The organism is Actinomadura alba (genome assembly GCF_014323705.1).
Taxonomy (GTDB): domain Bacteria; phylum Actinomycetota; class Actinomycetes; order Streptosporangiales; family Streptosporangiaceae; genus Actinomadura_C; species Actinomadura_C alba.
Window position 1 is genome coordinate 136,986 of record NZ_JABVEC010000004.1, and the last position, 19,316, is coordinate 156,301.

17 protein-coding genes are annotated in these 19,316 nt (G+C 71.8%); 12 read left to right on the forward strand and 5 right to left on the reverse strand.

The window, feature by feature from the left end; genetic code table 11:
- Positions 1-19 precede the first annotated feature (19 nt).
- Together HKK74_RS07950 and HKK74_RS07955 are read right to left on the reverse strand one after the other, a co-directional pair.
- Positions 20-946, reverse strand: a complete 927-nt coding sequence (locus tag HKK74_RS07950; RefSeq protein ID WP_187242429.1) for a serine/threonine-protein kinase — start codon at positions 944-946, stop codon at positions 20-22.
- A 173-nt stretch (positions 947-1,119) separates the two neighbouring features.
- A complete protein-coding gene (locus tag HKK74_RS07955) occupies positions 1,120-2,202 on the reverse strand; it encodes a polyprenyl synthetase family protein (RefSeq protein WP_187242430.1) in 1,083 nt (360 codons plus the stop codon).
- A 120-nt stretch (positions 2,203-2,322) separates the two neighbouring features.
- Here HKK74_RS07955 and HKK74_RS07960 point away from each other — a divergent pair, with 120 nt between their 5' ends.
- Complete coding sequence (locus tag HKK74_RS07960; protein ID WP_187242431.1) at positions 2,323-3,687, forward strand: acyltransferase family protein; 1,365 nt, start codon at positions 2,323-2,325, stop codon at positions 3,685-3,687.
- A 121-nt stretch (positions 3,688-3,808) separates the two neighbouring features.
- Entirely contained in the window at positions 3,809-4,732 is a 924-nt protein-coding gene (gene metF, locus HKK74_RS07965) for a methylenetetrahydrofolate reductase [NAD(P)H] (protein WP_187242432.1), read from the forward strand.
- A gap of 93 nt (positions 4,733-4,825) precedes the next feature.
- Here metF and HKK74_RS07970 read toward each other — a convergent pair whose 3' ends face one another.
- On the reverse strand, positions 4,826-5,428 hold the full coding sequence (locus HKK74_RS07970; RefSeq protein ID WP_312881337.1) for a GNAT family N-acetyltransferase: 603 nt from the start codon (positions 5,426-5,428) through the stop codon (positions 4,826-4,828).
- 156 nt (positions 5,429-5,584) lie between these two features.
- Positions 5,585-6,052 carry a YbaK/EbsC family protein gene (locus tag HKK74_RS07975; protein ID WP_187242434.1) on the reverse strand — a complete coding sequence of 156 codons (468 nt, stop codon included), beginning with the start codon at positions 6,050-6,052 and terminating at the stop codon, positions 5,585-5,587.
- 99 nt (positions 6,053-6,151) lie between these two features.
- Here HKK74_RS07975 and HKK74_RS07980 point away from each other — a divergent pair, with 99 nt between their 5' ends.
- Positions 6,152-7,012 carry a L,D-transpeptidase family protein gene (locus HKK74_RS07980; RefSeq protein WP_187242435.1) on the forward strand — a complete coding sequence of 287 codons (861 nt, stop codon included), beginning with the start codon at positions 6,152-6,154 and terminating at the stop codon, positions 7,010-7,012.
- A gap of 397 nt (positions 7,013-7,409) precedes the next feature.
- The gene (locus HKK74_RS07985) at positions 7,410-7,862 is read left to right on the forward strand and encodes an SAV_6107 family HEPN domain-containing protein (protein WP_187242436.1); all 453 of its coding nucleotides are present in this window, start codon (positions 7,410-7,412) and stop codon (positions 7,860-7,862) included.
- 237 nt (positions 7,863-8,099) lie between these two features.
- Here HKK74_RS07985 and bldD read toward each other — a convergent pair whose 3' ends face one another.
- Positions 8,100-8,594 carry a transcriptional regulator BldD gene (bldD, locus tag HKK74_RS07990; protein WP_187242437.1) on the reverse strand — a complete coding sequence of 165 codons (495 nt, stop codon included), beginning with the start codon at positions 8,592-8,594 and terminating at the stop codon, positions 8,100-8,102.
- A 441-nt stretch (positions 8,595-9,035) separates the two neighbouring features.
- Here bldD and pyrR point away from each other — a divergent pair, with 441 nt between their 5' ends.
- The 8 genes from pyrR (at position 9,036) to pyrF (ending at position 19,284) form a co-directional block, all read left to right on the forward strand.
- Positions 9,036-9,686, forward strand: coding sequence for a bifunctional pyr operon transcriptional regulator/uracil phosphoribosyltransferase PyrR (gene pyrR / locus HKK74_RS07995; protein WP_187242438.1), 651 nt, complete (start codon positions 9,036-9,038; stop codon positions 9,684-9,686).
- The gene (locus HKK74_RS08000; RefSeq protein WP_187242439.1) at positions 9,683-10,666 is read left to right on the forward strand and encodes an aspartate carbamoyltransferase catalytic subunit; all 984 of its coding nucleotides are present in this window, start codon (positions 9,683-9,685) and stop codon (positions 10,664-10,666) included. Before pyrR ends, HKK74_RS08000 begins: the two co-directional genes overlap by 4 nt.
- Positions 10,666-11,952: a dihydroorotase gene (locus HKK74_RS08005; protein WP_187242440.1), complete on the forward strand. Its 1,287-nt coding sequence runs from the start codon at positions 10,666-10,668 to the stop codon at positions 11,950-11,952. Before HKK74_RS08000 ends, HKK74_RS08005 begins: the two co-directional genes overlap by 1 nt.
- A 105-nt stretch (positions 11,953-12,057) precedes the next feature.
- On the forward strand, positions 12,058-13,212 hold the full coding sequence (gene carA / locus HKK74_RS08010; RefSeq protein ID WP_187242441.1) for a glutamine-hydrolyzing carbamoyl-phosphate synthase small subunit: 1,155 nt from the start codon (positions 12,058-12,060) through the stop codon (positions 13,210-13,212).
- Positions 13,212-16,535: a carbamoyl-phosphate synthase large subunit gene (gene carB, locus HKK74_RS08015; RefSeq protein WP_187242442.1), complete on the forward strand. Its 3,324-nt coding sequence runs from the start codon at positions 13,212-13,214 to the stop codon at positions 16,533-16,535. The genes carA and carB overlap by 1 nt, the downstream gene beginning before the upstream one ends.
- A 180-nt stretch (positions 16,536-16,715) precedes the next feature.
- Complete coding sequence (locus HKK74_RS08020) at positions 16,716-17,549, forward strand: dihydroorotate dehydrogenase electron transfer subunit (RefSeq protein WP_376771516.1); 834 nt, start codon at positions 16,716-16,718, stop codon at positions 17,547-17,549.
- Positions 17,543-18,577, forward strand: a complete 1,035-nt coding sequence (locus HKK74_RS08025; RefSeq protein WP_187242444.1) for a dihydroorotate dehydrogenase — start codon at positions 17,543-17,545, stop codon at positions 18,575-18,577. The genes HKK74_RS08020 and HKK74_RS08025 overlap by 7 nt, the downstream gene beginning before the upstream one ends.
- A complete protein-coding gene (gene pyrF / locus HKK74_RS08030; RefSeq protein WP_187242445.1) occupies positions 18,574-19,284 on the forward strand; it encodes an orotidine-5'-phosphate decarboxylase in 711 nt (236 codons plus the stop codon). Before HKK74_RS08025 ends, pyrF begins: the two co-directional genes overlap by 4 nt.
- Positions 19,285-19,316 lie beyond the last annotated feature (32 nt).

Here is a 19,316-nt window from a genome sequence, read left to right on the forward strand (position 1 = left end):
CGCCGCCCGGCACCGTACGTCAGCCCGCCGGCATGAGCACACCGAGGACGAATCCGGCCGCGATGACGAGGGCGAGCGCGACCATCATCCTCCAGCGGTAGGCGGGGATGCGCTTCGGCTTCTTCTTGGGCGCGGGCCGGGCATCGGCACGCAGCGACCGCACCAGCTGCGGAGCCGTGGGCCGCGCCGCCGGATTCTTGTCGAGGCAGCGCTCCACGAGGTCGCGCAGCGGCCCTTTCAACTCGCCGAGATCGGGTGCCCGCTCGGCGACCCGCCGCATGACGGCGGCGTTGGGTCCCGAGCCGAACGGAGGGCGGCCGGTCGCGGCGAAGACCATGGTCGCCCCCCACGCGAAGACGTCGGCGGGCGCTCCCACGGGCTCGTCCTCTATCTGCTCCGGCGACATGTACGCCGGTGTGCCGACGGGGGAGGTGGTCATGGGCGTCACGCTGTCCAGCGCCCGTGCGACGCCGAAATCGATGACCTTGGCGCCGTCCGGGCCGAGGACGACATTGCCCGGCTTGAAGTCGCGATGCACGATGCCCGCCCGGTGGATGGCGGCCAGCGCGGCGGCGGTGCGCAGGGCCAGGCGGCGCAGCCGTGCTTTCGCCAGCGGCCCCTCATCATCGACGACCCGCTGAAGCGAGGGGCCGTCCACGAACTCGCTGACGATGTACGGGCGGTCGCCGGTCACCTCGGCGTCGAGCACGCGCGCGGTGTGGGGGGCGGTGACCCGCCGGGCCGCGTCCGCCTCCCTCACGAAGCGGGTCCTGGCCCGATGACTCGCCGTCACCCCGCCGCGCAGCAGCTTGACGGTGACCAGTTCGCCCTCGCCCGAGCGGGCGAGGTAGACGACGCCCTGCCCGCCCTCGCCCAGGCGTTCGATCAACGTGTAGTCGCCCAGACGCTCAGGATCGTCCGGGCCGAGCCTGATGTCGTCTGGCACTCAATGCTCCGCCGGTGCAGGGAAAGATGTCCCTATTTGTATCGCGCCGCCCCGACCGACCTGGGGAAAATCCAGCGTTTCATGGCTTCGAAGCTGCTTCGCCGGGCTTCGGCGGGTGAAGATCCGCCGGGCCGAGGTGGGCGGCGGTCCGTACCGCCGGGCGCTCGGCGGGCTCACCCGCGCCGGGCGGTGGCGGCGATGGCCAGGCCGGCGAGCGCCGCCCCGGCCTCGTCGGTCACCGGCGCCGACTCGAGGGCGGCGTGGGCGTCCGCGGCGTACCGGTCGATCATCGCCTCACAGGCGTCGAGCCCGCCGGTGTCCACGATGATCGAACGCAGTTCCTCGACGCCCGCCGTGTCGAGCGCGGGATCACCGAGGCGGGCCTGGATGACCTTGGCCTGAGCAGGTGTGGCACGCTCCAGCGCGAGTGCCACCAGAACCGTCCGCTTGCCCTCGCGCAGGTCGTCACCGGCCGGCTTGCCGGTCTCGGCGGGGTCACCGAAGACGCCGAGGACGTCGTCGCGGAGCTGGAAGGCGATGCCGAGCGGCAGCCCATAACGCGCGAGCGCGGACACCGTCTTGCCGTCCGCCCCGGCCATCGCCGCGCCGAGGTGCAGAGGCCGTTCCACCGAGTACTTCGCGCTCTTGAACTCCACGACCCGCAGTGCCCGGTCAACTGCACCGTGGCCCGGCGCCTCCGAACCTGGGGGCCGGGCACCGCGCGCCTGCGCCAGCAGGTCGAGGTACTGCCCGCACATCACCTCGGTGCGCATGAGGTCGTAGACCGCGCGCCCCCTGCGCAACGTCTCCTCGGGCAGGCCGCTGCCGTCGTACATCAGGCCCGACCAGGAGAGGCACAGATCGCCGAGCAGGATCGCCGCGCCCGCCCCGAACGACTCGGCGGAACCCGGCCACCCGGCCCGCTCGTGCATCGCCTGGAACCGGCGGTGCACGGACGGCTGGCCGCGACGGGTGTCGCTCGCGTCCATGACGTCGTCGTGGATGAGGGCACTCGCCTGCAACAGCTCCAGCGAAGCGGCCGCCGTCGCGATCCCAGGGTCGTCCCGCCCGCCGGCGCCCCGCCAGCCCCAGTAGCAGAACGAGGGACGGAGCCGCTTGCCGCCGGTCACCAGGGCCTCCAGCGCCGCCACCATGGGTGCCAGGTCGTCATCGATGATGAGCAGCCCTGGACGCTGCCGGTCGATGAAGGCGGAGAGGGCTTCGTCGATCTCCTTGCGGATGCGGCTGGAGCACATGGCCCTGAGCGTATCCACCCGAATCGGGCTCAAATACGCGGGTCCGGCTGAGGTACGGACCGGCCGGGATTGAGTAGGCGGGCTCATGACCGCGGCGGCCCGGTCCACGAGGCTGCGAGCATGAGCAGCGCTTCGAGACTGGCCGCCCGCACTCCCGCGACCCGTGACCGCTACGTCGACTTCCTGCGGGTGTTCTCGCTCGCCACGGTGATCGTCGGTCATTGGCTGATGGCGGTGTTCCTCGTACGGGAGGACGGCGGTGTCAGCGCGGGGAACGCGCTCGCCATCATGCCCACCCTGCAGCCCCTCACCTGGCTGTTCCAGGTGATGCCGCTGTTCTTCTTCGTCGGCGGTTTCTCCCACGCGATCGCCCTGCGGAGGAGCGGCGGGCCCGCCGAGTTCATCCGCTCACGGGCGGCCCGGCTGCTCATCCCCACCGCCGCCTTCGGCGCGGTGTGGCTGGCGCTCGCCGCCGTCATCGAGGTGGCCGGACACGATCGGGGCGTGCTGCGGCTCGCCACCCGTGGTGTCGCCCAGCCCCTGTGGTTCATCGGCGTCTACCTCGGGGTCGTGGCGCTCGCGCCCGTGATGATGCGGCTGCACCGTGCGTACGGGCTGCTGGTCCCCGTCGTGCTCGCGGCCGGTGTGGTCGCCGTCGACCTGACCCGGTTCGGCCTTGGGGTGACCGAGGCCGGATACCTCAACCTGCTGCTGGTCTGGACGGCGGTGCACCAGTTCGGCTTCTTCTACGCCGACGCCAGACTCGGCCGCGGGGCCGCGTGCGCTCTGGCCGGCGGGGGACTGATCGCGGTGGTGGCGCTGACGGCCTTCGGCCCCTATCCGCTCTCCATGGTCGGCATGCCGGGGGAGCGGATCTCGAACATGTCGCCCCCCACCCTCGCGCTGATGGCACACGCGTCCTGGCTGATCGGGCTGGCGCTGCTGCTGCGCGGCCCGCTCACCCGCCTGCTGGCCAGGCCGCGGATCTGGGTCGGCGTCATCGCCGCCAACGGCCTCGCGATGACCGCGTTCCTGTGGCACCTCACCGCGCTGTTCATCGCCTGTGCCGTCCAGCTGGCCCTCGGGCTCGCGCAGCCGCCCGTCGGCAGCGTCGCCTGGTGGATTCTGCGCCCGGTCTGGCTGGGTCTCCTCGCACTCGTCACGGCCGGGCTCATCGCCCTGTTCCGCCGTGCCGACCGGCCCCGGCCGCTCGTGCCGCGGTCGGTCGGCGCCGGGCGGGCGGCGGTGGGTGTCACGCTCTGCCTCCTCGGCGTGCTCGGCTTCTCGGCCGTCGGCTTCGGCGGCGCGCTCGCCGGCCGGACCGCCGACCTGCTGGTGTTGCCGATCACCCCCGTGCGCAGCGCGCTGCTGCTGGCCGCCGGAGCGCTCCTGCTCGGACTGTTCGAGGTACGGCCCGTCGCCGCGTTCCGCGCGGGGCGAGGGGGCCCGGACCGGCCGGCGACCGGCCGTGACGACGCGCCGTGAAGCCGTGCGCCGGATCGCGTCGGCGCGGCCCGATCTCGGGGGCGCGGCTGATCACATGTTCGCTGGGGCGGCTGGTCGCATGAGCGCCGCGGCCGGCGCCCGCAACGGTAGCCTGTCGACCATGAGTCCCCTGCGCCCCGACCGTGTGCCCACGATCCGCGAGCTCCTCGCGGGCGGGGGGAAAAGCTTCTCGTTCGAGTTCTTTCCGCCGAAGACCGAGAAGGGCGTCCGCGCCCTGTGGCGGACGATCCGCGAGCTCGAGGCGCTGCGGCCGACGTTCGTGTCGGTGACCTACGGGGCCGGCGGCGGCACCCGCGACAAGACGGTCGACATCGTCGAGCGGATAGCCACCGACACCACGCTCACCCCGGTGGCGCACTTCACCGCCGTCGACCACTCGGTCAGGGAACTGCGCCACCTGATCGGTAGGTTCGCGTCGGTGGGCGTGCGCAACATGCTCGCGTTGCGCGGTGACCCGCCCGGCGACCCCCTCGGTGAGTGGGTCCGGCATCCCGAAGGGGTCGCCTACGCCGAGGACCTGGTCCACCTGATCCGCAACTCCGGGGACTTCTGTGTCGGGGTGGCCGCGTTCCCGTACAAGCATCCGCGGTCGCCGGACGTCGAGAGCGACACCCGCTATTTCGTACGCAAATGTCGTGCGGGCGCCGATTACGCGATCACGCAGATGTTCTTCCGCGCCGAGGACTACCTCCGGCTGCGCGACCGGGTCGCCGCACAGGGCTGCGAGACGCCGATCATCCCCGGGATCATGCCGGTCACCCAGATGAGCACGATCGAGCGGTCGGAGCAGCTGTCCGGCGCGCCGTTCCCGCCCGAGGTCGCGGCCCGCTTCGAGGCCGTCGCGGACGATCCCGAGGCGGTCCGGCGGCTCGGGATAGAGCACGCGGCTGAGCTCTGCGCACAACTGCTCGACCAGGGCGCTCCGGGCATCCACTTCATCACCTTCAACAAGTCCACGGCGACGCGCGAGGTCTACCGGTTGCTCGGCGCCGACTCCGACGCCGTCCCACCGTTGACCGTGTGACCCATGTGACCCGTGTGACCGCGCGGCCAGGTGGCCGTTCGGCCCGAGTGGCCGTTCGGCTTGGTGTGAACGGAAGGCGGCGGCGGTCGGCGATCAGCGTGCCAGCGGCAGCGGCCCGCCCATGATCGCGTAGGTCTGGGCGCCGCCCGGGAACTCGAATTCGCGCAGCAGGTCGGTCATCCCCACCGAGCCGTAGAGCCGCCTCGCCGGGGAGTCGGGGCGGTCGAGCGTCGAGAGCACGACCGTGTGCTCGGGGCGGCCGGCGCACAGGGCCGACAGAAGCCGGCGACCCAATCCCTGCCCCTGGTAGCTGGGATGCACGTGAAGTTCGGCGACCTCGAAGGCGTCACCGAGCCAGGAGTCGGCGTGCCGCTTGCCCCCCGCGTCGACCAGCGCCTGATGCACGACGTCGTGCCACCACTGGCCGGAGACGCCCCGGAAGCCGTAGGCGAATCCGGCGACGTTCCATCCGGGCTGGCGGCCGCCGAGGGCTCTCGGCAGCGGGACCGGTACGCGGCGGCGCTCGAACACGAACGCCCGGAACGCGGGATAGTCCGAATGCCGCTCCATGATCGTGTAGCGCCCGGACAGCTGCTCGGCCGGCGGTTTCATCGCGGCCGTATAGACGTCCAGCAGTGAGCCGAGGCGTTTCAGGAACGCCCGTTGGTCCACTTCACGCAGGTTCGGCTCTCTCACCGCCCTGAGCATAATCCTCGGGCCACGAGCCTGCCGCCGTGCCGTTCAGGACGCGCCGAATCCTCGACGAGCGGTTCAGGAGACCGCGTTGATAACGCGATCGGTGGCGCTGAGGGTGTTTGTAGATGTCCCAGAGGACCGCCGGTGAGGGCCCGGTCAGGCGCCCACGTCGGCCGCTTCGCCGCCGGTGAGGCGCAGCAGCTCGCCGTACGAAGTGGGGAAGATCGTGTGCGGGTGACCGGCGGCGGCCCACACCACATCCCATTTGTCCAACCAGGTGTCGACCAGAGTGCGGATCGGTCGCGGATGTCCCACCGGGGCGACGCCGCCGATCGGTTGCCCGGTCGCCTCCCGCACGAACTCGGGGGTGGCGCGCTCGACCTTCTGCGCACCCACGAGCCGGGCGACCTTCGTGGTATCGACCCGGTGCGCTCCGCTGGTGAGCACGAGGAGCGGCGCGCCGTCGGCGGAGAAGATCAGGCTGTTGGCGATCGCGCCCACCTCACAGCCCAGCTGCGCGGCCGCGGCCGCCGCGGTCGGCGCGGCCTCAGGCAGTGCCCTTACCTCGCCGGCAACCCCGCTGGCCTGCAGGAACGTGGCCACGAGCGCGGCATTCGCATGCATCAAAGCCCCTTAGAGTTCAACATACGGTAACGAAGCCCTTCGGATTGGTGATCGCCGAAGGGGTACGACCCCGGGTCGCGGGGTGCTGAAGGGATGGCGATGAGCATACGGGTAAGGCTGGCAGGGGTGTTGTTCACGGGCGCGGCGGTGTTCGGCGCCGGCTGCGCCCAGACCGGGACGGCCGCGAACGCGGAGCGGAGCGTCTCGCCGCCCGTCACTTCGCCGTCCGTGAGCGCGGCGGCGGTCAGCCCGTCCACCGGCGCGCCCTCCGCGAAGGGGATTCCGGCGGGTCGATCCGCCGCACCGGCCGCTCCGACGCCCGCGCCGGTGACCGAGCGGCCGACGATCAAGTTCGGCGAGCACAACGCGGATGTGAAGGCGCTGCAGGAGCGGCTGCGGAAGCTGCACTACGACCCGGGCGCGGCCGACGGGAAGTACGGGCAGGCCACCCAGCTGGCCCTCTTCGCCTTCCAGAAGGTCAACCGCCTCAAGCTCAACGGCACGGTCGGCGCCTCGGTGTGGAAGGCCCTGGACGCGCCCAGGACGCCGGCGCCCCTCGTGCGCGGCGGCGCGGACGACCGGGTCGAGATCGACCTGAGCCGGCAGCTTCTCTACGTCTACCGTGACGGTGAGATCGCGCTGATCTCGCACACCTCGTCCGGTGGCGGCTACGAGTTCTGCACGACGGACCCGGGTGCGACGTCGCAGCGTTGCCGCCACGCCGTCACCCCGACCGGCGACTACCAGACCGGCCGGCGGGTGGAGGGCTGGGACAAGGGCCCGCTGGGCAGCCTGTACAAGCCGGTGTACTTCAACGGCGGCATCGCGGTGCACGGCTACCCCTCGGTGCCGCTGAAGCCGGTCTCGCACGGTTGTGTGCGGGTGCCCATGAGCACCGCCGACCTCTTCCAGAAGCTTGTGGGCACGGGCGTCGACGTCCACGTGCGCGGCTCCGTGTGAGGCCGTGGCGGCGTGCCGCGGGCGGGCCGCCCGCCGCGTCGCGATGACGGCATAACCGCTCCCGATACATTCCGGGAGCGGTTTTGTCATACCCGGCTGCTCTAATGGATCTACGCCGGTGACCTGGTCCGAATCCATTGTGATCAGGATTGTGATCGGCGCGGGCGACCCGAGTTCGAACGTATTGACGATTCGTGGTCAGCGCGATTTACTGTATATGCCTCGAACTTGTGTTCGAGGTGGCATGGGACTCGCGGACCGTGCCGGGTGCTGGTCGGGCGGAGTGAGGGGAAGCTCTTCGCCCGACCCCCCTCACCGGGCCGTGGGATCGGTGCCGTGGTGGGGCCGCCGTGTCATCAGGGCACAGGGGCGCCGCCGGCCGGATAGGAGGCATTCAATGTCCACATCGACGACCGTGCGACGACTCCCGACCCGCCGAGTCGCCCAGTCCGCGGTGACGCAGCTCCGCTCCTCGCGCCAGGGGCTCGCCGATGCCGCCGAGGCGACCTCACCGCATGTCCGTTACGTCTGCGCGCACCTCGCGGCGCTGCGCGCGGCCGCCGCCGTACTGGCCAGCCGCGAGCCGCTCGACGCGCGTCGCCGGGGGCGCCCCCGCAGCGTGTGGGTGTTGCTCCCGGACGCCGACCCGGCGCTGAGCGAGTGGGCGGCCTTCTTCGCCGCCGGTGCCGACAAGCGTGCCGCCGCCGAGGCCGGGCTCCCCCGCGCAGTGACGATGCGTGAGGCCGACGAGCTGCTGCACGACGCCGAGATCTTCGTCTCGCTGGTGGAGGAGACCCTGGGCATCCCCAGCCAGCCCACCCTTCCGCTGCCGGACTCCAGGGCCAGCTGAGGGCGGTCCGGGCGCGGGCGGCGTGCGGGCTCAGCCCGCGTCCGCGAGCCGGGGTCGGCGAGCAGCCTGTTCGGTTTCTCCCATGCGCTCGTTCCCGGCCCGGTGTTGCAGAGGACTGGTGTTGCAGAGGATGAGCCGCGCGGCCGCACGAACCACGACGGCCGGTCGTACATGCGATCTTGCAGTCGCCTCGGAGAGCGCGACTGCAAGATCGCAGTTCGCCGGTATGACTACCGGTCAGAGGGATTCGACGGCGCGGCGTGCCTCGGCGTCGAGGATTCCCCAGTTGATCAATTCCTCGGTCAGCTCGGCCGGGGACTTGTCATAGATCACGGCAAGCGACCGAAGGTCCTCCTGCCGAATGGACAGTACCTTTCCGTTGTAGTCGCCCCGCTGGCTTTGGATCGTCGCGGCGTAGCGGGCGAGAGGACCGGCCTTGTCCTTCGGAAGCTGCTGAAGTCGCTCGAGATCGATGACGAGCTTCGGCGTTGGGCCGAGCGGGCTCGGCGCGGCACCGCCGGGCAACAACTCGGATACCGGCACACCATAGAACTCGGCGAGCTCGGCCAGCTTCTGAACGGTGACGGCGCGGTCGCCCCGCTCGTACGAACCCACGACGACTGCCTTCCAGCGGCCACGGGACTTCTCCTCCACACCGTGCAGGGACAGCCCCTGCTGGGTGCGAATGGCGCGAAGCCTCGCGCCGAGAGCCTTTGCATATTCAGACGGCATCTTTGCGGCCCCCCAGGCTCACTTTGTCGTCGTTGACGGGCCCCAGGAAACGGACCACGGAGTGTTCCACCACTCCGGACTCCCCGGGTTGCGTGCGCCTTGGCGACCAGCGGCCGGTCCCGCCGGGGGATCCATCTCCTGGGATGGTTACGGACAGTGACGGTAAAACGGTGACGCCGATAGGTCAAGCCGATTGGAAAAAAGTGATCGAACCGGTCGAGGCCGGTCGCCGGTGTCCGCACCGGTCAACCCGCCTGTGAGCCCCCTCGCGCAAGGGGTCCCGCGAGCGGGCCGGGGCCGGCCGCCGGCGTCCGGTGTGACCCCTCTCACCTGCCAAGACTCTCGTCACGCCGAGTGCCGAGGACAGGCGGAGGCTGCTACCGTGAGGTGAACCATCGTCCTTTAAGACCCGTCCCGTGAGGCGGGAAAGGAGTTTCTGTGGTGAATGCTGCCCCGACGCCCGCGCAGCCGAGCGCGGCACCGGGTGACGGAAGGCACGGAGGGCACGACGGAGGGCACAAGGCCGTCCTCGAAGCCTCCGACATACGACGCGCGCTCACCCGCATCGCACACGAGATCCTCGAACGCACCAAGGGCGGCGGTGACGTCGTCCTGGTCGGTGTCCAGACCCGCGGCGTGACGCTCGCCCGCCGCCTCGCCGAGCGCATCGGGGAGGTCGAGGGCACGTCCGTTCCGTGGGGTTCTCTCGACGTCACGATGTACCGCGACGACCTCCGGCTGAAGCCCGCGCGCGCGCTCGGCCGTACCGAGCTGCCCGCCGGAGGGATCGACGGCCGCGTCGTCGTGCTCGTCGACGACGTCCTCTTCTCGGGCCGCACCGTCCGCGCGGCCCTCGACGCGCTGAGCGACCTCGGCCGCCCGCGCGCGGTCCAGCTCGCGATCCTGGTCGACCGAGGCCACCGTGAGCTGCCCATCAGAGCCGACTACGTGGGCAAGAACCTGCCCACGTCGATACGCGAGAACGTCAAGGTCATGCTCGCCGAGGTCGACGGGCATGACGCCGTCCTGCTGGGCCCCGCGGCCGCTTCCGGCCCGCGGCACGGCGGCGGCGTTCGGACGGAGGTCAAATGAAGCGCCATCTCCTGTCCGCCGGGGACCTCGGCAAGGATGACGCCCTGCTCATCCTCGACACCGCCGAGGAGCTCGCCCAGGTAGCCGATCGTTCGATCAAGAAGCTGCCGACGCTGCGCGGCCGGACCGTCGTCAACCTCTTCTTCGAGGACTCGACCCGTACCCGCATCTCGTTCGAGGCGGCGGCCAAGCGCCTGTCCGCGGACGTCATCAACTTCTCCGCCAAGGGCTCGAGCGTCTCCAAGGGCGAGAGCCTCAAGGACACCGCGCTCACCCTCGAGGCCATGGGCGCCGACGGCGTGGTCGTCAGGCACAACGCCTCCGGGGCCCCGCACCGGCTCGCGAACTGGGTGCACGGCAGCGTGGTCAACGCGGGCGACGGCACCCATGAGCATCCGACCCAGGCGCTGCTCGACGCCTTCTCCATGCGGCGGCGCCTCGGCAACCTCGAGGGCCGCAGGGTCAGCATCGTCGGCGACATCCTGCACAGCCGGGTGGCACGGTCCAACGTGCTCCTGCTGCACACCCTCGGCGCCGAGGTGACCGTGGTCGCCCCGCCGACGCTGATGCCCGTGGCCGTCGACGCCTGGCCGTGCGAGGTGTCGTACGACCTCGACGCCGTGATCCCGAAGAGCGACGTCGTGATGATGCTGCGCGTGCAGCGGGAACGCATGAACGCCGCCTACTTCCCGACCGTGCGCGAGTACAGCCGCCGCTACGGCCTGAACGGCGACCGCATGGGGCGCATGCCGGAGGACTCGATCGTCATGCACCCGGGCCCGATGAACCGCGGCATCGAGATCGCGGCCGAGGTGGCCGACTCGCAGCGTTCGACGATCGTCGAGCAGGTCGCCAACGGGGTGACCGTGCGCATGGCCGTCCTCTACCTGCTGCTGGGCGGTTCCGAGTCCGCCCTCGGCGGCGCCGTTCCCGTTCCGGCCACCGCCTCGGCCGCCGTATCCATGGAGAGGGACGCCTGATGACGACGTACCTGCTGAAGGGGGCGCGAATCCTCGGTGGCGCGCCCGCGGACCTGCTGATCCGCGACGGCGTCATCGCCGAGGCCGGCCCGGGCGCCGATCCGGCGGGCGCCGAGGTGATCGACGCCGACGGCCTCGTCGCGCTGCCCGGCCTGGTCGACCTGCACACCCATTTGCGCGAACCGGGCCGCGAGGACGCCGAGACGGTCGAAAGCGGCACCCTGGCGGCGGCGCTCGGCGGTTACACCGCCGTGCACGCGATGGCCAACACCGAGCCGGTGGCCGACACCGCCGGCGTCGTCGAGCAGGTGTGGCGCCTCGGCCGCGAGGCAGGCCACTGCGACGTCCATCCGGTCGGCGCGGTGACCCGTGGCATCGAGGGCGCGCAGCTGGCGGAACTCGGCGCGATGGCCGACTCGGCCGCAAGGGTGCGGGTCTTCTCCGACGACGGCCACTGCGTGTCGGACGCGGTGCTCATGCGGCGGGCGCTGGAGTACGTCAAGGCGTTCGACGGGGTGATCGCGCAGCACGCCCAGGAACCGCGCCTGACCGAGGGCGCCCAGATGAACGAGGGCGTGATGTCGGCGCGGCTCGGCCTGAGCGGCTGGCCGGCCGTAGCCGAGGAGGCGATCATCGCGCGCGACTGCCTGCTCGCCGCGCACGTCGGCTCCCGGCTGCACGTGTGCCACGTCTCCACGGCCGGCTCGGTCGAGATCATCCGGTGGGCCAAGAGCAAGGGCTGGCAGGTCACCGCCGAGGTGACCCCGCACCACCTGCTGCTCACCGACGACCGGGCGGGGACCTACGACCCCATCTTCAAGGTCAATCCGCCCCTCCGTACGGGTGAGGACGTCACCGCGCTGCGCGAGGCGCTGGCCGACGGCACCATCGACTGCGTCGCCACCGACCACGCACCGCACCCGGTCGAGGCCAAGGAGACCGAGTGGTCGGCGGCGTCGATGGGCATGATCGGCCTCGAGACGGCGCTGCCGGTGGTACAGGAGGCGATGGTCGAGACGGGACTGCTGGACTGGGCCGGCGTCGCCGACCGCATGTCCGTGCGGCCGGCCCGCATCGGCCGAATCAGCGGCCAGGGCGAGGCGCTGACGGTCGGCGCCGCGGCGAACATCACCCTGTACGACCCCGGTGTGCGCGCCCGCGTCGATCCGGCCGGCTTCGCGTCCAAGAGCCGCAACAGCCCGTTCGCCGGGCTGGACCTGCCCGGCCGGGTCGTGGCGACGTTTCTGCGGGGACGGCCGACCGTCCTCGATGGGAAGCCGGCGTGACCCTGGTCTCCGGCCCCCCGATCCCCCTCGCGTCGCGACCGCGGACGCCCGGCGCGCGCCGGTGCTCCGCGGCACCGTGACGGACCACGATCAGAGAGTGAACCGATGTTCGATCCACAGGACAGGCCCGCGCTCCTGGTGCTGGAAGACGGCCGGATCTTCCATGGCCGCGGCTATGGCGCCGAGGGAGAGACCTTCGGCGAGATGGTGTTCAACACCGGCATGACCGGCTACCAGGAGACGCTCACCGACCCCTCCTACCGCGGCCAGATCGTCGCGATGACGGCGCCGCACATCGGCAACACCGGCGTCAACGACGAGGACCCGGAGTCCGGCCGGGTGCAGGTGTCCGGCTACGTCGTCCGCGAGCCCTCGCGCACCGTCTCGAACTGGCGGGCGCGCCGGTCGCTCGAGGACGAGCTCCTCGCGTACGGCGTCGTCGGCATCGCCATGCCCGGCACCCGGGCGCTCACGCGGCACCTGCGGGAGCGGGGCGCCATGCGGGGTGCGATCTTCAGTGGCCGCGAGGCGGCCTCGGCCGACCACGCGGCGATGGTGGCCCGGGTCCTGGAGAGCCCCTCGATGGAGGGCTCCGACCTGGCCCGCGGGGTCGGCACGGCCGAGCCCTACGTCGTCCGCGCCGAGGGCCCTGCGCGGTTCAGGGTCGCCGCCGTGGACCTCGGGATCAAGACGATGACCCCGCGCCGTATGGCCGAGCGCGGCTGTGAGGTCCACGTCCTGCCGGCCGCGAGCACCGCCGAGGACATCCTCGCGCTCGACCCCGGCGGGGTCTTCTTCAGCAACGGGCCCGGCGACCCGGCCACGGCGGGCTACGCCGTCGACGCGATGCGCGGCGTCCTCGGCTCCGGCGTCCCGGTGTTCGGGATCTGCTTCGGCAACCAGATCCTCGGCCGCGCGCTCGGCCTCGGCACCTACAAACTGCGGTTCGGGCACCGCGGGGTGAACCAGCCGGTCAGGGATCGCGCCACCGGGCAGGTGCACATCACCAGCCACAACCACGGCTTCGCGGTCGATGCGCCGGTCGACGCCCCCTTCGACACCCCGTACGGCCCGGCCGAGGTGAGCCACGTGTGCCTCAACGACGGCGTCGTCGAGGGGCTCCGGATGCTGGACCACCCCGCTTTCAGCGTGCAGTACCACCCCGAGGCGGCACCCGGTCCGCACGACGCCACCGGTCTGTTCGACCGGTTCCTCGCGCTCATGGAGCGGCCCGGCGCGACGACGAGCAGGAGAGCCTGATGCCCCGCCGTGAAGATCTGAAGTCCGTCCTGGTGATCGGCTCCGGGCCGATCGTCATCGGCCAGGCCTGCGAGTTCGATTACTCGGGTACCCAGGCGTGCCGGGTGCTCAAGGCCGAGGGCCTCCGGGTCTCGCTGGTCAACAGCAACCCGGCAACGATCATGACCGACCCGGAGTTCGCCGACGCCACCTATGTCGAGCCCATCACCCCCGAGGTGGTCGAGAAGGTCATCGCCAAGGAGCGCCCGGACGCCCTGCTGGCCACGCTCGGCGGCCAGACCGCCCTCAACACCGCGATGGCGCTGCACGAGGCCGGCGTCCTGGAGAAGTACGGCGTCGAGCTGATCGGTGCCGACGTCGACGCCATCGAGGCGGGGGAGAACCGCGAGCGGTTCAAAGCGATCGTCGAGGGGCTCGACGACGAGCTGGAGGCCGAGGCGGCGCGGTCGGTCGTCTGCCACACCATGGAGGACTGCCTGGCGGCGGCCGGGACGCTCGGCTACCCGATGGTGGTCCGCCCGTCGTTCACGATGGGCGGCGCCGGCTCCGGCCTGGCCTACACCGAGGATGACCTGCGCCGGATCGCCGGCGCCGGGCTGGCCGCGAGCCCGACCAGCGAGGTGCTCCTCGAGGAGTCGGTGCTCGGCTGGAAGGAGTACGAGCTCGAGCTGATGCGCGACCGGCGCGACAACGTCGTGGTCATCTGCTCGATCGAGAACCTCGACCCCATGGGCGTTCACACCGGCGACTCGATCACCGTCGCGCCCGCGATGACCCTCACCGACCGCGAGTACCAGCGGATGCGCGACGTCGCCATCGCCGTGATCCGCGCGGTCGGCGTGGACACGGGCGGGTGCAACATCCAGTTCGCGATCCACCCGGGGACCGGCCGGCTGATCGTCATCGAGATGAACCCGCGGGTGAGCCGGTCGTCGGCGCTGGCGTCCAAGGCCACGGGCTTCCCGATCGCCAAGATCGCCGCGAAGCTGGCGATCGGCTACTCGCTCGACGAGATCTCCAACGACATCACCCGTGAGACACCTGCCAGCTTCGAGCCGAGCCTCGACTACGTCGTCGTGAAGGTCCCGAGGTTCGCCTTCGAGAAGTTCCCCGGGGCCGACGGCACCCTGACGACGCACATGAAGTCGGTGGGCGAGGCGATGGCGATCGGGCGGTCGTTCCCCGAGGCCCTCCAGAAGGCCCTGAGATCGCTGGAGCAGCCCGCAGCGCCGTTCTCCTGGGCCGAACCCGTCTCCGGCCGTGAAGAGCTCGTAGAGCGCAGCCGCAGGCCGCACGACGGGCGCCTGCGTGCGGTTCAGCAGGCGCTGCGCGCCGGCGCGTCGGTCGAGGAGCTCCACGAGGCGACCGGCATCGACCCGTGGTTCCTCGACCAGATCGCCGCGATCAACGAGGTCGCCGAGGACGTGCGGTCCCGAAGCGACGCGCTCACCAGGGAGGTGCTGGAGCACGCCAAGCGGTACGGATTCTCGGACACGCAGATCGGTGCCCTGCGGGGTCTCTCCGAGGACGTCGTGCGCGAGTTGCGGCACGCTCTCGGCGTGCGGCCCGTGTACCAGACCGTCGACACCTGCGCCGCCGAGTTCGCCGCGCGGACGCCGTACCTCTACTCCACCTACGACGAGGAGACCGAGGTCCCGCCGGGGGACCGGCCCAAGGTGATCATCCTGGGCAGCGGCCCGAACCGGATCGGCCAGGGGGTGGAGTTCGACTACAGCTGCGTGCATGCCTCCTTCACGCTCGCCGAGGCGGGATACGAGACCGTCATGGTCAACTGCAACCCCGAGACGGTGTCGACCGACTACGACACCTCCGACCGGCTCTACTTCGAGCCGCTGACGCTCGAGGACGTGCTCGAGGTCGTGCACGCGGAGCAGCGGTCGGGCACGGTCGTCGGAGTCATCGTGCAGCTCGGCGGGCAGACCCCGCTCGGCCTGGCGCGCAAGCTCAAGGCCGCCGGGGTCCGCATCGTCGGCACGTCGCCGGAGAGCATCCACCTCGCCGAGGAGCGGGGGGCGTTCGGCCGGGTCCTCGCCCGCGCCGGGCTCACCGCGCCCAAGCACGGCACCGCCTCGTCGTACGAGGAGGCCCGCGGCCTCGCGGCCGAGATCGGCTACCCGGTCCTGGTCCGGCCGTCGTACGTCCTCGGCGGCCGTGGCATGGAGATCGTGTACGACGACGCGACGCTGGAGTCCTACCTCGACAAGCACAGCGCCCTGCTCGCCGAGCATCCCGTGCTCGTCGACCGGTTCCTCGACGAGGCGATCGAGATCGACGTCGACGCGCTCTTCGACGGTGAGGAGCTGTATCTCGGCGGGGTGATGGAGCACATCGAGGAGGCCGGCATCCACTCCGGCGACTCGGCGTGCGCGCTCCCGCCCATCACCCTCGGCCGCGAGACGGTCGACCGGATCCGGGAGTCGACCGAGGCCCTCGCGCGGGAGATCGGCGTGCGCGGGCTCATGAACGTCCAGTACGCGCTGTCGGCCGGGGTCCTCTACGTGCTGGAGGCCAACCCCCGCGCCTCCCGCACGGTGCCGTTCGTGTCGAAGGCGACCGCGGTGCCGCTCGCCAAGGCCGCCGCCCGGGTCATGCTCGGGAGCACGGTGGCGGAGCTGCGCGCCGAGGGGATGCTGCCGGCCCGTGGCGACGGCGGTGACCTCCCGCTCGACGCGCCCATCGCGGTCAAGGAGGCGGTCCTGCCCTTCGACCGGTTCCGCACCATCGAGGGCCAGGGCGTCGACACGGTGCTCGGCCCGGAGATGCGCTCCACCGGCGAGGTCATGGGCATCGACGAGGTGTTCGGCACGGCGTACGCCAAGTCGCAGTCGGCCGCCTACGGCTCGCTGCCCACCGAGGGCCGGGCGTTCGTCTCGGTGGCGAACCGGGACAAACGAGCGATGATCTTTCCGGTCAAGCGCCTCGCCGACCTGGGTTTTGAGATTCTTGCCACGGAGGGGACCGCGGAGGTCCTGCGCCGCAACGGCGTCCATGCCAAGATCGTTCGTAAGCACAGCGCGGGTCCCGGGCCCGGCGGCGAGCCCACCGTCGTGCGGCGCGTCCTCGACGGTGAGGTGGATCTCATCGTCAATACTCCCTTCGGTGGTCCAGGGCAGTCGGGCCCTCGTCTGGACGGGTACGAGATCCGTACCGCCGCCGTGCTGCGGGGGATCCCGTGCGTGACGACGGTCCAGGGGCTCGCCGCCGCGGTGCAGGGCATCGAGGCGATCGTCCGCGGTGACGTGGGCGTGCGGTCCCTCCAAGAGCACGCCGAGCGCCTGCGCGGTGCCCGGCAGCGGATGTGACCCGCCGGTGCCGGTGCCGAGATCGGTGCCGGGGCCGGAGTGAGAGAGGCCGCCGCGCGGTGGTCCTCGCGAAGGGAGAGGCGTGAGCGAGCCGGAAGGGCGCGTGGCACCTTGACGGATGTGCCGGTGCAGGCGCCCGGGACCGTGCTGACCGTGCGCAAGGTCGAGGCCTACCACGCGATGACGCTGGTGGCCCCGGCGGTCGCCGAGCGCTTCCGGCCCGGCCAGTTCGTCGCGCTCGCGGTCGGCGGAGAGCACACCAGCCGGCTGCGCCGCCGGTGCTTCGCGGTCTACGAGGTGAAGTCCGACTACGGCGGATCGGTCGAGTTCGTGTTCTCCGCCCGCGACGCGGGCACGCGCTGGCTGGCCGGCCGCAGGGCGCGCGACTCGGTCGACGTGATCGGCCCGCTCGGCCGGCCGTTCCCCCTTCCCCGCGACCCGGTGCGCTGCCTGCTGGTCGCGGGCGGGCACGGCGGCGCGGCGCTCTTCTCGCTCGCCGACGCGCTGCGGCGGCGCGACTGCCAGGTGCACTTCGTCCTCGGCGGGGCCGACGCCGCCCACGTGTTCGGCGCCCGGTCCGCGAAGAGGGTGGGCGACACGGCAACGGTGATCACCGAGGACGGGTCGCGCGGGCTGCGGGGCTCGGTGGGCGACGTCCTGCCACGGGTGATCGAGGGCACCGGAGCCGAGGTGGTCTACGCGTGCGGGCCGGTCGCGACGCTTCGCTCGGTGACGGCGATCGCCGCGGACTACGGCATCCCGTCGCAGGTCTCGGTCGAGGAGTTCCTCCAGGAGAACGGCGCCTGCGGCGTCGGCCTGTGCATGACCTGCGTGCTGCCCCTGATCGGCGACGACGGCGTCACCCGGATGGTCCGCGCCTGCGCCGACGGCCCGGTGCTTCGCGGTGAGCGCGTGCGCTGGAACGACATCGGCACGATCCCGCTCGACGCCCTGGGCGCGCCGCGGGCCCTGCATCTGTCGGAGGGCACGGCGGAGGGCGGGGAGGCGTGGTGAACCTGACCACCCGGCTGGGCGGCGTCGAGCTGCCGAACCCGGTCATGACCGCGGCGGGGTGCGGCGGGAGCGGCCGGGAACTGGCGCAGTTCTTCGACCTCGCCAAGCTCGGCGCCTTCGTGACCACGTCCGTCATGATGCGGCCGCGGGCCGGGCGTCCCATCCCGCGGGTGGCCGAGACGCCGAGCGGCATGCTGACCTCGATGGGCCTGCCCGGCCCGGGCGTGGACACGTTCCTGGCCCGTGACCTCCCGTGGCTCGCCGAGCAGGGCGCGCGGACCATCGTCTCGGTGGCCGGCAACAGCGCCGAGGAGTACGCCGCGGTCGCCCGGCGGCTGGGCGACGCGCCCGGCGTCACCGCGCTCGAGGTCAACGTCGCCTGCCCGAACGCCGAGGACCGCGGCCTGATGTTCGGGTCGCACCCCGGCGCCGCCGCCGAGGTCGTACGGGCGGTGCGCGCCCACACCCGCCGCGACGTCCCGGTACTGGCCAAGCTGTCCCCGGACGTCGCCGACATCGTGACGGTCGCGCTGGCCTGCGTCGACGCCGGCGCCGACGGGCTGTCATTGATCAACACGACGGTCGGCCTGACGATCGACACCGGCACGATGCGGCCCGCCCTCACCGGCGTGTCGGGCGGGCTGTCCGGTCCCGCGATCAGGCCCATCGCCCTGCGTTGCGTCTACGAGGTGCACGCGGCGTTGCCCGACACCCCGATCGTCGGCGTCGGCGGGGTCGCGACCGGCCTCGACGCCCTGGAGTTCATCCTCGCGGGCGCCTGCGCGGTGGGCGTCGGGACGACGCTCTTCCACGACCCCTCGGCCGGGCCGCGGATCGCGCGCGAACTGGAGGACGCGCTCGCCGAGCGGCGGATGGAGCGGCTCTCCGACGCGGTGGGGCTCGCCCACAGGCCGCCCGTGAACGCCCTCGCCGGGCTCGTGCCCCGGCAGATCCGTCCCGAGCCGCCGGCCACGTCGCACCCGAAATCCGACAAGGCCGAGGACAACGCCAAGGAGCCGAAGCCGTGACCTCACTCGCACCCATCGCCGTCGCACTCGACGCGCCCGACCTCGAGACCGCAGCCCGCTGGGCGAGTCTGGTCACCCCGCACGTCAGCACCGTGAAGGTGGGCCTGGAGCTCTACCTCCGCTACGGGCCGGACGTGGTCGCCAGCGTGCGCGGCGCCAGCAGGGTCGAGGTGTTCCTCGACCTCAAGCTGCACGACATCCCGGCCACAGTCGCCGGCGCCGCACGGGTGGTGTCCCGGCTCCGGCCCGCCTACCTGACGGTGCACGCCACCGGAGGCGCCGCGATGATCCGCGCGGCCGCGGCCGAGGCGGGGCCGACGACCAAGATCGCCGCTGTGACGGTTCTCACGTCGCTGCACGACCGGGACCTCGGTGACATCGGCCTCAACGGCCCGGCCGCCGACGCCGTACGGCGTCTCGCGGCCATGGCGGTGGCCGCGGGGGCCCAGGCGGTCGTGTGCTCGCCTCAGGAGGCCGCTGCGGTCCGGGCGGAGGTGGGGCCGGAGATCACCCTCATCACGCCTGGAGTGCGCCCTGAGGGCTCCGCAGCGCAGGATCAGGCGCGGGTCGCCACGCCCGAGGAGGCGTTGAACGCCGGAGCGGACCTGCTCGTCATCGGCCGCCCGATCACCGGCTCGCCCGACCCCGGGGCGGCCGCGGCCGGGATCGCCGCCGCGCTGCGCCGGACGGGTGCGGCGACACGCTGACGCGCGCAGGCCCCAGACGGCCGATCGGACGG

Bases quoted from the DNA above. Each gene is read 5' to 3' on its own strand.
- HKK74_RS07980 (WP_187242435.1), top strand. From the start codon at position 6,152: ATGAGCATACGGGTAAGGCTGGCAGGGGTGTTGTTCACGGGCGCGGCG.
- HKK74_RS07975 (WP_187242434.1), bottom strand. From the start codon at position 6,052: ATGCATGCGAATGCCGCGCTCGTGGCCACGTTCCTGCAGGCCAGCGGG.
- HKK74_RS08000 (WP_187242439.1), top strand. From the start codon at position 9,683: ATGAAGCGCCATCTCCTGTCCGCCGGGGACCTCGGCAAGGATGACGCC.
- metF (WP_187242432.1), top strand. From the start codon at position 3,809: ATGAGTCCCCTGCGCCCCGACCGTGTGCCCACGATCCGCGAGCTCCTC.
- carA (WP_187242441.1), top strand. From the start codon at position 12,058: ATGTTCGATCCACAGGACAGGCCCGCGCTCCTGGTGCTGGAAGACGGC.
- carB (WP_187242442.1), top strand. From the start codon at position 13,212: ATGCCCCGCCGTGAAGATCTGAAGTCCGTCCTGGTGATCGGCTCCGGG.
- HKK74_RS07955 (WP_187242430.1), bottom strand. From the start codon at position 2,202: ATGTGCTCCAGCCGCATCCGCAAGGAGATCGACGAAGCCCTCTCCGCC.
- bldD (WP_187242437.1), bottom strand. From the start codon at position 8,594: ATGCCGTCTGAATATGCAAAGGCTCTCGGCGCGAGGCTTCGCGCCATT.
- HKK74_RS07985 (WP_187242436.1), top strand. From the start codon at position 7,410: ATGTCCACATCGACGACCGTGCGACGACTCCCGACCCGCCGAGTCGCC.
- HKK74_RS08020 (WP_376771516.1), top strand. From the start codon at position 16,716: ATGACGCTGGTGGCCCCGGCGGTCGCCGAGCGCTTCCGGCCCGGCCAG.
- HKK74_RS08005 (WP_187242440.1), top strand. From the start codon at position 10,666: ATGACGACGTACCTGCTGAAGGGGGCGCGAATCCTCGGTGGCGCGCCC.
- HKK74_RS07960 (WP_187242431.1), top strand. From the start codon at position 2,323: ATGAGCAGCGCTTCGAGACTGGCCGCCCGCACTCCCGCGACCCGTGAC.